General features: G+C 73.8%; 10 protein-coding genes. 7 read left to right on the top strand and 3 right to left on the bottom strand.

Features of this window, described 5'->3' with window-relative positions; translation table 11 throughout:
* Nucleotides 1-359: 359 nt before the first annotated feature.
* From MF408_RS09310 to trxA, 5 genes are all read left to right on the top strand, one after another.
* Nucleotides 360-884 carry a hypothetical protein gene (locus tag MF408_RS09310; RefSeq protein ID WP_240251133.1) on the top strand — a complete coding sequence of 175 codons (525 nt, stop codon included), beginning with the start codon at nt 360-362 and terminating at the stop codon, nt 882-884.
* Entirely contained in the window at nt 881-2,680 is a 1,800-nt protein-coding gene (sigM, locus tag MF408_RS09305) for an RNA polymerase sigma factor SigM (protein ID WP_240251792.1), read from the top strand. The genes MF408_RS09310 and sigM overlap by 4 nt, the downstream gene beginning before the upstream one ends.
* Before the next feature lie 501 nt (nt 2,681-3,181).
* Nucleotides 3,182-3,484, top strand: coding sequence for a hypothetical protein (locus MF408_RS09300; RefSeq protein ID WP_240251132.1), 303 nt, complete (start codon nt 3,182-3,184; stop codon nt 3,482-3,484).
* 121 nt (nt 3,485-3,605) lie between these two features.
* Nucleotides 3,606-4,592 (top strand): thioredoxin-disulfide reductase, encoded by a 987-nt coding sequence (gene trxB, locus MF408_RS09295; RefSeq protein ID WP_240251131.1) that lies wholly within the window; start codon nt 3,606-3,608, stop codon nt 4,590-4,592.
* Nucleotides 4,593-4,733: 141 nt separating this feature from the next.
* A complete protein-coding gene (gene trxA / locus MF408_RS09290) occupies nt 4,734-5,060 on the top strand; it encodes a thioredoxin (protein WP_240251130.1) in 327 nt (108 codons plus the stop codon).
* 242 nt (nt 5,061-5,302) lie between these two features.
* Here trxA and MF408_RS09285 read toward each other — a convergent pair whose 3' ends face one another.
* Nucleotides 5,303-5,944, bottom strand: a complete 642-nt coding sequence (locus MF408_RS09285; protein WP_240251129.1) for a GNAT family N-acetyltransferase — start codon at nt 5,942-5,944, stop codon at nt 5,303-5,305.
* 83 nt (nt 5,945-6,027) lie between these two features.
* Here MF408_RS09285 and MF408_RS09280 point away from each other — a divergent pair, with 83 nt between their 5' ends.
* The gene (locus MF408_RS09280; protein ID WP_240251128.1) at nt 6,028-7,242 is read left to right on the top strand and encodes a pyridoxal phosphate-dependent aminotransferase; all 1,215 of its coding nucleotides are present in this window, start codon (nt 6,028-6,030) and stop codon (nt 7,240-7,242) included.
* Between the two features lie 43 nt (nt 7,243-7,285).
* Entirely contained in the window at nt 7,286-8,098 is an 813-nt protein-coding gene (locus MF408_RS09275; RefSeq protein ID WP_240251127.1) for a lysophospholipid acyltransferase family protein, read from the top strand.
* 67 nt (nt 8,099-8,165) lie between these two features.
* Here MF408_RS09275 and MF408_RS09270 read toward each other — a convergent pair whose 3' ends face one another.
* Entirely contained in the window at nt 8,166-8,972 is an 807-nt protein-coding gene (locus MF408_RS09270; RefSeq protein ID WP_345893934.1) for a ParB/RepB/Spo0J family partition protein, read from the bottom strand.
* A gap of 193 nt (nt 8,973-9,165) precedes the next feature.
* On the bottom strand, nt 9,166-10,014 hold the full coding sequence (locus tag MF408_RS09265; RefSeq protein WP_345893933.1) for a ParA family protein: 849 nt from the start codon (nt 10,012-10,014) through the stop codon (nt 9,166-9,168).
* Between the last annotated feature and the right edge of the window lie 90 nt (nt 10,015-10,104).

Raw genomic sequence — 10,104 nt, 5'->3', positions numbered from 1 at the left:
ACGGAGAGGACTGGGGTGGCGACGTCGACGCGGCCAGGGGGACGTCCTGGCCGGACGCTACCGGTTGATCGACCTCCTGAGCGAGAGCGAGGGCGGTCGGTTCTGGCGAGCCCACGACAACGTCCTCGAGCGGTTCGTCGCCCTCCACGTGATCGCCGAGTCCGACCCGCGGGCCGAGGGACTGCTGGAGGCGGCGCGTGCGTCCGCGACGGTGCTCGACTCGCGGATCCTGCGGGTGCTCGACGCGGAGATGGCCGACGGCCGTTGCTTCGTGGTCAACGAGTGGGGCACCGGCACCTCCCTCGACATCCTGGTCACCCACGGCGGGCCGCTCTGCGCCGCGGCCGGCGGCCTGGCTGGTGGCGGAGGTCGCCGGTGCACTCGCCACCGCCCACGCCAAGGGGGTCGCCCACGGGCGGCTCAACCCCGAGAACGTCCTCGTCGACCGGTTCGGGGCGGTGCGGCTGATCGGCTTCAGCGTCGACGCCGCGCTGCACGGTCTGCCCGACGGCCGGCTCGAGCACGACCTGCAGGACCTCGGCGGCCTGCTCTACTGCGCGCTCACGGCGACCTGGCCCGGCCCGTCGGCCTCGGCCGTGCCGGGCGCGCCGCACGAGCACGCCGCGGTGCTGGCACCGCGACGGGTCCGGGCGGGGGTGCCGCGGCCGCTCGACCACCTGTGGAGCGCGCTCTGCCGCGACGACCGGTCCCACCGCCGACCCTGGCAGGCGCACCACGACCTCGACGTCTCCGACGCCGCCGCGGTGCGTGAGCGGCTGCTGGAGTTCCTCGGCGACCCGGCCGGCATGCCCGAGGCGCTCGCCGAGTCGATCCCCCGATCAACGACGTCCGGCCCGTCGTGCTCCCGTCGGTGCCCGAGATGACGGTCCACGACGGGCAGCCGCCGGAGCAGTCGGGGCCGGCCGACCAGTCGGAGCAGTCGGAGCCGGCCGAGCCGTCGCGGGCGCCGGAGGAGCCGGAAGCGCCGGAGGAGCCGGCCGCACCCGCCGAGGAGCGCCCGATCCCCACCGTCGCCGAGCTCCCCACCGAGGCGGGGATGCCGGTGTGGGACGACGAGGACGACGAGGTCTCCTGGCTGCGCAGGCGCAGCACGCCACCACCACCGCCGCCCCCGTTCGAGGACCCGCCGGAGCGGCCGCTGTTCGCCCCCGAGCCCGCGGACGGTGCGCCGGCGCGGCGCCCGCGGACCGACATACCGACGCCGCCGGCGCACAGCGGCGAGACGTCGATCGCGGCGGCCGGGTTCTGGCCCTGGGACACCGGTGCCGGGCCCTACGGGCCGCAGGACGCGACGACCGAGCACGACCCGGTGCCCGGCCGGAGCTGGCTGCGGCTCGCGATGGCGATCGCTGCCGCCCTTGCCCTGTTGGTCGCCGTGGTGGTCGCGTTCAACCTCGGCCGCGGCCGCACCCCCGCTCGGGCAGGAGCGGGACGAGCCCAGCCAGGGCGCCACGCTGGCGACGCCGCCGGCGCCCTCGCCGACGCCGGTGCCCGACCTGCTGGCGACGGCGTTCGACCCGCTCGGCACCGACGGCGGGGTGGAGAACGACGACGACGCACCGCTCGTCGTCGACGGCGACCCGGCGACGACCTGGTCGACGTCGCGGTACGACGACCAGCTCGGGCCGACGGCACCCGCCCTCAAGTCGGGGGTCGGCGTCGTCCTCGACCTCGGCGAGGTCCACGAGGTCGACCGGGTCGACCTCACGCTCGTCGGCGCGCCCACCACCGTGCAGCTGCACCATCTCCGACGAGGCACCGACCGAGGCGCCGACCGAGGACCCGGCAGCGGAGGAGACCGCGTCCGGCACCACGCTCGAGCTCGACCCGGCCCCCGGCGGCGACACCGCGACCGCCCGCTACGTCCTCGTGTGGTTCACTGCCCTGCCGGAGGTCCCCGGCGGTTACCGGGGTGGGCTGGCGGAGGTGGTGGTGCGTGGGCGCTGAGCCTCGCGACCCCCGGGGCGCCGACCGCGACGACGCGGCACTGCTCGCCGCCCACGTCGCCGGCGACCCCGACGCCTTCGGGGTGCTCTTCGAGCGTCACCGCGACCGGCTGTGGGCGGTCGCGCTGCGCACGACCGGCGACCCCGAGACCGCCGCCGACGGCCTCCAGGACGGGCTGGTGGCGGCGTTCCGCCGCGCCGGCAGCTTCCGGGGCGACTCCGCGGTGACGACCTGGCTGCACCGGGTCGTGGTCAACGCGTGCCTCGACCGGCTGCGCGCCCAGAAGGTCCGCCGCGCCGAACCGCTGCCCGACGACCTCGACGAGGCCGGCCGCGGGTCGACCGTGACCGCGACCGGCCCCTCCGACGCCGAGCGCGACCCCGCTGAGCACGGCGCCCGGGCCGAGCGCCGGCGGGAGGTCCTCGCCGCGCTCGCCCAGCTGCCGGCGGAGCAACGGGCAGCCCTGGTGCTCGTCGACATGGAGGGCTACCCGGTCGCCGAGGTCGCGGTGATGCTCGACTGCGCCGAGGGAACGGTGAAGAGCCGGTGCGCCCGGGGGCGGGCGAAGCTCGCCGCGCTGCTGGCGCCGCTGCTCGCCGCCGAGGACGCGGCCGCCGCGCCGCCGGCGGGACGGAACCCGAAGGGCGGTCCGGACGTCGGATCCGTGTCGCGCCGAGGGCCGCCCACCGGTCCCGCGCCCGATCCCGTCTGACCTTCCCTGCCCCGAGGACCCCCATGCCCGACGACGTCGACCGCCCGGTGGCGCCGCTGCCGCCCGAGGAGGAGGCCCGGCTGCGCCGGCTGCTGGCCGAGGTGCGCGAGACCGGTCCGGTGCCGCCCGACGTGGCCGCCCGGATGGACCGTGTCCTCGCCGGCCTCACCGCCGAGCGCGCCGTCTCGCCCGCGGCCCCCGCCGCCGACAACGTCCGCCCGCTCACGCGCACCCGCCGACACCGGGTGGTCGCCGTCCTCGGAGCGGCCGCGGCGGTGGCCGTCGTCGGGCTCGGCATCGGCACGTTCTTCGACGACGGGCGCTCGGCCGACACCAGCGCCGACCACGCCGGCTCCGCCGAGACCGGCGTCGAGCGCGGCGAGACCGCCGGGGGACTCCGAAGCCGCCGGGGACGGCGGGACCTCCGAGGAACAGCTCGAGCCGGCGCCCGAGGCCAGCTCCCAGCTCCTCACCGGGCCGGCCGAGGTCTTCACCCGCGAGATGGAGCGGCAGCCGCCCGACCTCCAGCCGGACGGGCTGGCGGCGCGCCTCGCGCGGCTCCAGGCCGTGGCGCTCCCGGAGTCGGAGGTCGCCGACTACGACCACACCACCGTCACGGCCCCGGCCGGCTTCCGGTGCGCGCCCGCCGACTGGGGACCGGGGGTGCTGGTGGCCGTCCGGTACGACGGCCGGCCGGCGCTCGTCGCGTTCCGCGAGCCGATGGGGCGCTCGCAGGTGGTCGAGGTGCTGCAGTGCGGCACCGGCGAGGTGCTCCGCTCGGTGACCATCGCCGCGACCAGGTGAGCGGGCCCCTCTCCAGGCCGGGGTCCACGGGGCGCGCCGGTCTGCCGCCGGGGAATGCCGCCACCTACGATCGGGTTTGGAAGATGTACACCCGTCCCTCCTGAAGAGGTCCGTCACCACCATGTCCGACACCCCGGCCAGCGAGCCGCGCAACGTCATCGTCATCGGGTCCGGCCCGTCCGGCTACACCGCGGCGATCTATGCCGCGCGCGCCCAGCTGAACCCCCTCGTCTTCGAGGGCTCCGTCACGGCCGGCGGGGCGCTGATGAACACCACCGAGGTCGAGAACTTCCCCGGCTTCCGCGACGGCATCCAGGGCCCTGAGCTGATGGACGAGATGCGGGCGCAGGCGGAGCGGTTCGGCGCCGAGCTGGTGCCCGACGACGTCGTGTCGGTCGACCTGACCGGTCCGGTCAAGGTGGTCCGCACCGCGACCGACACGTTCACCGCGCGTGCCGTCGTACTCGCGATGGGGTCCGGCTACCGCAAGCTCGGACTCCCCGACGAGGACCGGCTGTCCGGGCGCGGCGTGTCGTGGTGTGCCACCTGCGACGGCTTCTTCTTCCGCGAGCAGCACATCGCCGTCGTCGGCGGCGGCGACTCCGCGGTCGAGGAGGCGACCTTCCTCACCCGCTTCGGCAGCAAGGTGTCGCTGATCCACCGTCGCGACGAGCTGCGCGCCTCCAAGATCATGCAGGAGCGGGCGTTCGCCGACCCCAAGCTCGAGATCATCTGGAACGCCGAGGTCGCCTCGATCAACGGCGGCGAGAGCCTGGAGTCGCTCACCCTGCGCGACACGCTCAGCGGCGAGACCCGCGACCTCGCGGCCACCGGTCTGTTCATCGCCATCGGCCACGACCCCCGCTCCGAGCTGGTCAAGGGCCAGGTCGAGCTCGACGACGACGGCTACGTGCTGGTGCAGCCGGGCTCGACGGCCACCAACGTCCCCGGCGTCTTCGCGGCCGGCGACCTCGTCGACCACCGCTACCGCCAGGCGATCACCGCGGCCGGCACCGGGTGCGCCGCGGCCCTCGACGCCGAGAAGTACCTGGGCGAGCTCGCGCATGCCGAGGCGAGCGCCTCGGCGACCGCGGGCGCGGCCGTCTGACCGGGTCCCGACCGGGTCCCGACCTCGCTCGACCTCGCTCGACCCGTGCGGCCGGCCCGACCAGGGCGCGAGGAACAATCCACCACCGGGACGTGTTCAACCAGGACACGTCGCACACACCGACCACGAAGGGGAGAAGCCGTGGGCAACATCTCAGCAGTGACCGACGCCGAGTTCGAGGCACAGGTCCTGAAGTCCGACAAGCCGGTGCTGGTCGACTTCTGGGCCGAGTGGTGCGGACCGTGCCGCCAGGTGTCGCCGATCCTCGACGAGATCGCAGGCGCGCACGGCGACAAGGTGACGTTCTACAAGATGAACGTCGACGAGAACCCGGTCACCCCGGCCTCCTACCGCGTCACCGGCATCCCGACGATCAACGTCTACCAGGGCGGCGAGGTCGTGAAGTCCATCGTCGGCGCCCGCCCGAAGGCCGCGATCCTCAAGGAGCTCGACGAGTTCATCGCCTGACCTCCCCGCTGTGCTTCGGCGCCCGTCCCGCTGGGGCGGATGTCGGTGTTTTCGGGGGGGATTTCGGGGGCCCGGGGACGTGAGGTTTCCCCCGGCCGACCGGGGAAACCTCAACATGTCGGGCAAAGCAATGCCGGACAAGTGGTGGTTTTGCCCGTCACGTCGGCCCGCGGACCCGGACCCCCGGACCCGGACCCCCGCGCCGACCGCCGGCCTCCCGGCCCCACCCCAACCCCAGCAGCTCAGTTGAGGTCGCGGTGCGCGGGCGTTGGCCGGGACCGGGGGTTGACCGCGCCGATCAGGCGTTCGAGCGCCGCCTCCACCTCGTCCTTCCAGGTGACCAGCGAGCGCAGCTCCATCCGCATCCGCGGCGTGCGCAGGTGCGGGCGGTGGGTCTTGAACCCGACCCGGGCAAGGAACTCCGCGGGCAGCAGGCAGCCGGGCGCCGCGCGGCCGCGGTGGGCGAAGGCCTCGACCGCGCGCACGCCGTCGCGGTGCACGAGGTCGCGCGCCATGCCCTGCACCAGGAGCCGGCCGATGCCGCCGCCGGCCTGGTCGGGGACGACGTACGCCGTCGTCAGCAGCACCGCGTCGGGTGACGGCGGCGCGGTGGGGAAGGCGGCGGCGCCGGGCACGTAGGCCGGCGGGGCGTAGGTGAGGTAGCCCACCGGCTCGCCGTCGACGAGCGCCACCCGGCCGCACGACCCCCAGTCCCGCAGCACCTCCGAGACCCAGGACTCCTTCACCTCGCGCGCCTCCGCGTCGCCGAGGCGTTCGCGCCGCACCGGGTCGAGCTCCCAGAACAGGCAGGTCCGGCAGGGCACGCCGAGCCCGTCGAGGGCCTCGAGCCGGTCGAGCGTCAGCGGCACCGTGGTGCGCGGCATGTCTCGATGGTAGGCCGGGCGTCCGCGCACCGCACTCTGGAACCCGGAGGCGCCGGCCGGGTCGGTGCTGGGAGGATGAGGCGATGCGCAAGATCCGCCAGAGCCAGAAGCTCCGCAACGTCCGGTACGACGTCCGCGGCCCGATCCTCGTCGAGGCGCAGCGCCTCGAGGCCGAGGGGCACCGCATCCTGAAGCTCAACATCGGGAACCCCGCACCGTTCGGCTTCGAGGCACCCGAGGCGATCCTGGCCGACGTCACGCACCACCTGCCGGAGTCGCAGGGCTACAGCGACTCCCAGGGCATCTACTCCGCCCGCACCGCGGTCGCGCAGTACTACCAGTCCCGCGGGCTCCGCGACACCGACGTCGACGACGTGTTCATCGGCAACGGCGTGTCCGAGCTGATCTCGCTGGTCCTCCAGGCGTTCGTCGACGACGGCAACGAGATCCTCGTCCCGGCGCCGGACTACCCGCTGTGGACCGGCGCGGTCACGCTGAGCGGCGGGGTGCCCGTGCACTACCGGTGCGACGAGGGCAATGACTGGATGCCCGACCTCGAGGACATCGAGTCGAAGATCACCGAGAACACGCACGCCCTCGTCATCATCAACCCCAACAACCCCACGGGTGCCGTCTACAGCAAGGAGATGGTCGAGCAGCTCGTCGACATCGCTCGGCGTCACCGGCTGGTCGTCTTCGCCGACGAGATCTACGAGAAGATCATCTTCGACGACGCCGTCCACCACCACGCCGCGGCCGCCGCGGGCGGCGATGTCCTCTGCCTGACGTTCAGCGGGCTGTCGAAGGCCTACCGGGTCTGCGGCTACCGCGCCGGCTGGGTGATGATCTCCGGCCCGAAGGAGGTCGCCGAGGACTTCCTCGAGGGCCTCACCCTGCTGGCCAACATGCGGATGTGCGCCAACGTGCCCGCCCAGCACGCCATCCAGACCGCGCTCGGCGGCTACCAGTCGATCAACGAGCTGATCGTGCCCGGCGGCCGGTTCTACGAGCAGAGCATGCTCGCCGACCGGCTCCTCAACGAGATCCCGGGCGTGACCTCGGTGCGGCCGCGCGGGGCGCTCTACTGCTTCCCGCGCCTCGACCCGGAGGTCTATGCGATCGAGGACGACCAGCAGTTCGTGATCGAGCTGCTGCGGGCGAAGAAGATCCTCGTCACCCACGGCACCGGCTTCAACTGGCCCGAGCCGGACCACTTCCGGCTCGTCACCCTGCCCGACGTGGACGTGCTGGAGGAGGCCATCGGCCGGATCGCGGAGTTCCTCGCCACCCGCAGGTGACGCTGCCGTCGTGACCGGGGCGGGCGGCTGTCAGACTCGGCGCGTGCGCGACCTCACCTACCCGCCGGTCATCGTCAGTGCCAAGCTCGCCTTCCGGCTGCTCCGGCAGCGCTTCCAGATGTCCGGCACCGACAACGTGCCCCGCCACGGCGGGGCGCTGCTCGCGATCAACCACACCGGGTACGTCGACTTCATCTACGCCGGGCTCGGGGCCAACCCCTCGAAGCGGCTGGTCCGGTTCATGATCAAGCGCGAGATGATGGACCACCGGTGGCTCGGCCCGCTGCTGCGCAGCTTCCACCACATCCGGGTCGACCGGGCCGACGGCGGCGCCGCCCTCGAGCAGGCGCTCGGCTACCTGCGGGCAGGGGAGGTGGTCGGGATCTACCCCGAGGCCACCATCTCGCGCTCCTTCGAGATCAAGGGAGCTCAAGACCGGTGCCGTCCGGCTCGCCGCCGAGGCCGGCGTACCGCTGGTGCCGGTGATCGTGTGGGGCGCCCACCGGCTGATGACCAAGGACCACCCCAAGGACTTCTCCCGCTCGCCCAAGACGATCGCCATCCGGGTCGGCGAGCCGCTGCACCCCACCGGCGACGACCCGGCCGCCGAGACGGCCGAGCTGCGGGCGGTCATGCAGCGGATGCTCGACGAGGTGATCGCCGGCTACCCGGAGGAGGAGCGGCGGCCGGGCTCGTGGTGGACGCCCGCCCGGTACGGCGGCTCCGCGCCCACCCCGGAGGAGGCGGACCGGCTGGACGCCGAGGAGCAGGCCGCCCGTGCCGCTCGCCGGCGCGAGGGCGGGTCCACGTCGGCCTGACCCGGGCCCCGTGCCGACACGATGACAAAGCGCCATAGCGCTTTGTCGACAAAGCAACAGTCGACAAGGTGCTTTGTCGACAATCTCGACGGGTCGAGGGACCGGCTACGGCCGGCGGGGGTCGATCAGGTCGACGATCCGCTGGAGGTCGCCGATGTTGGCGAACTCCACGACGATCCGGCCCTTGCTCTTGCCGAGGTCGACCTTCACCCGGGTCTCGAGCCGGTCGGCCAGGCGCTCCGAGAGGTCCGCGAGCCCCGGGGCCACCGGCTTGGCGTGCGTCGCGCGCTTGCGCGGGCCGTCGCCGGTGTCGCCGACAGCGACGATCTCCTCGAGCCCGCGGACGCTGATCCCCTCCGACACCACGCGCTGGGCGAGCCGGTCCTGCACGTCGGCGTCCGCCACCGCGAGCAGCGCTCGTGCGTGGCCCGCGGAGAGGACGCCGGCCGCCACCCGCCGCTGCACGGCGGGGCTGAGCTTGAGCAGGCGGAGGGTGTTGCTGATCTGGGGCCGGGAGCGGCCGATCCGCTGGGCCAGCTCGTCGTGGGTGCAGCCGAAGTCCTCGAGCAGCTGGGCGTAGGCCGAGGCCTCCTCCAGCGGGTTGAGCTGCGAACGGTGCAGGTTCTCCAGCAGGGCGTCGCGGAGCATGTCGGCGTCGTCGGTCTGCCGGACGATGGCCGGGACGGTCTCGAGGCCGGCCTCCTGGGCCGCGCGCCAGCGACGCTCGCCCATGATCAGCTCGTAGGAGTCCGGGCCGTCGGGGCGCACCACGATCGGCTGCAGCAGGCCGATCTCGCGCACCGAGTGCACCAGCTCGGCCATCGCCTCCTCGTCGAAGACCTGGCGCGGCTGGACGTGGTTGGGCCGGATCGACGTGGGGTCGAGCTCGGCGAAGTAGGCGCCGTCGACCATCACCAGTCCCGGGACGGCCTCGCTCGTCCCACCGGTCCCCGGCGCCTCAGCGGTCGCGGCAGCCCCGTCCGACCCGGCCGAGCCCGGGCTGTCCGACGTGGGAGAAGCCGGGGCAGGCGCGGGAGGCGGCGGCGGGGCGGTCGGGATCAACGACCCGAGCCCGCGGCCCAAGCCGCGGCGGGGGTGCTGCTGCTCATCCAAGGCTCCCTCGGGTCGCGATCTCCCGGGCCGCCTCGAGGTAGCTGAGCGCGCCCGGCGATCCCGGATCGTAGGTCATCACGGTCTGCGCGTACGACGGCGCCTCCGACACCCGCACCGAGCGGGGGATCGCGGTCTTGAGCACCTGCGTGCCGAAGTGCTCGCGCACCTCCTGCGCCACGCCCGCCGCCAGCCGCGTCCGGGCGTCGTACATGGTGAGCAGGATGGTGGACACGGCGAGCTCGGGGTTGAGGTGGGCCCGGACCATGTCGACGGTGGAGAGGAGCTGCCCGAGGCCCTCCAGGGCGTAGTACTCGGCCTGGATCGGGATCAGCATCTCCGCGCCGGCGACGAGCGCGTTGAGCGTGAGCAGGCCGAGCGACGGCGGGCAGTCGATGAGCACGTAGTCGAACCGGTCCTCGCCGGCGTCCGCGGCGCTCCCGATCCGGGGGTGGGCGGTCAGGGCCTTCTTGAGCCGGCTCTCCCGCGCGACCACGCTGACCAGCTCGATCTCCGCCCCTGCGAGGTCGATCGTCGCCGGCACCACCTCGAGGCCCGCGCAGTCGGGGCAGGGCGCGAGGACGTCGGCGATCGGCGCACCCTCGACCAGCACCTCGTAGGTGCCGGGCGTTCCCTGACGGTGCTCGACGTTGAGGGCGGTCGACGCGTTCCCCTGGGGGTCGAGGTCGACCACCAGCACCCGCTGCCCGAGCTGGGTGAGCGCCGCGGCGATGTTGACCGTCGACGTCGTCTTGCCGACCCCGCCCTTCTGGTTGGCGACGACGAAGACCCGGGTCTCGCGCGGGCGGGGGACCCGCTGGCTCTGGATGCCCTGCCGCACCAGCACCGAGTGGTGCGCTGCCTTTGCCAGGGGAGTCTGGTGGTCGTCGAAGCCCGGATCGAGCTCGGCGAGGTCCGCAGCGGTCCGGACCGG

Origin of the sequence: Nocardioides sp. TF02-7 (assembly GCF_022437945.1) — a bacterium.
In the GTDB taxonomy this organism is placed as follows: Bacteria; Actinomycetota; Actinomycetes; order Propionibacteriales; family Nocardioidaceae; genus Nocardioides.
This window is presented reverse-complemented; position numbering and strand designations above follow the sequence as displayed.

Bases quoted from the DNA above. Each gene is read 5' to 3' on its own strand.
- sigM (WP_240251792.1), top strand. From the start codon at position 881: ATGACGGTCCACGACGGGCAGCCGCCGGAGCAGTCGGGGCCGGCCGAC.
- MF408_RS09300 (WP_240251132.1), top strand. From the start codon at position 3,182: ATGGAGCGGCAGCCGCCCGACCTCCAGCCGGACGGGCTGGCGGCGCGC.
- trxB (WP_240251131.1), top strand. From the start codon at position 3,606: ATGTCCGACACCCCGGCCAGCGAGCCGCGCAACGTCATCGTCATCGGG.
- MF408_RS09285 (WP_240251129.1), bottom strand. From the start codon at position 5,944: ATGCCGCGCACCACGGTGCCGCTGACGCTCGACCGGCTCGAGGCCCTC.
- MF408_RS09280 (WP_240251128.1), top strand. From the start codon at position 6,028: ATGCGCAAGATCCGCCAGAGCCAGAAGCTCCGCAACGTCCGGTACGAC.
- MF408_RS09270 (WP_345893934.1), bottom strand. From the start codon at position 8,972: ATGGTCGACGGCGCCTACTTCGCCGAGCTCGACCCCACGTCGATCCGG.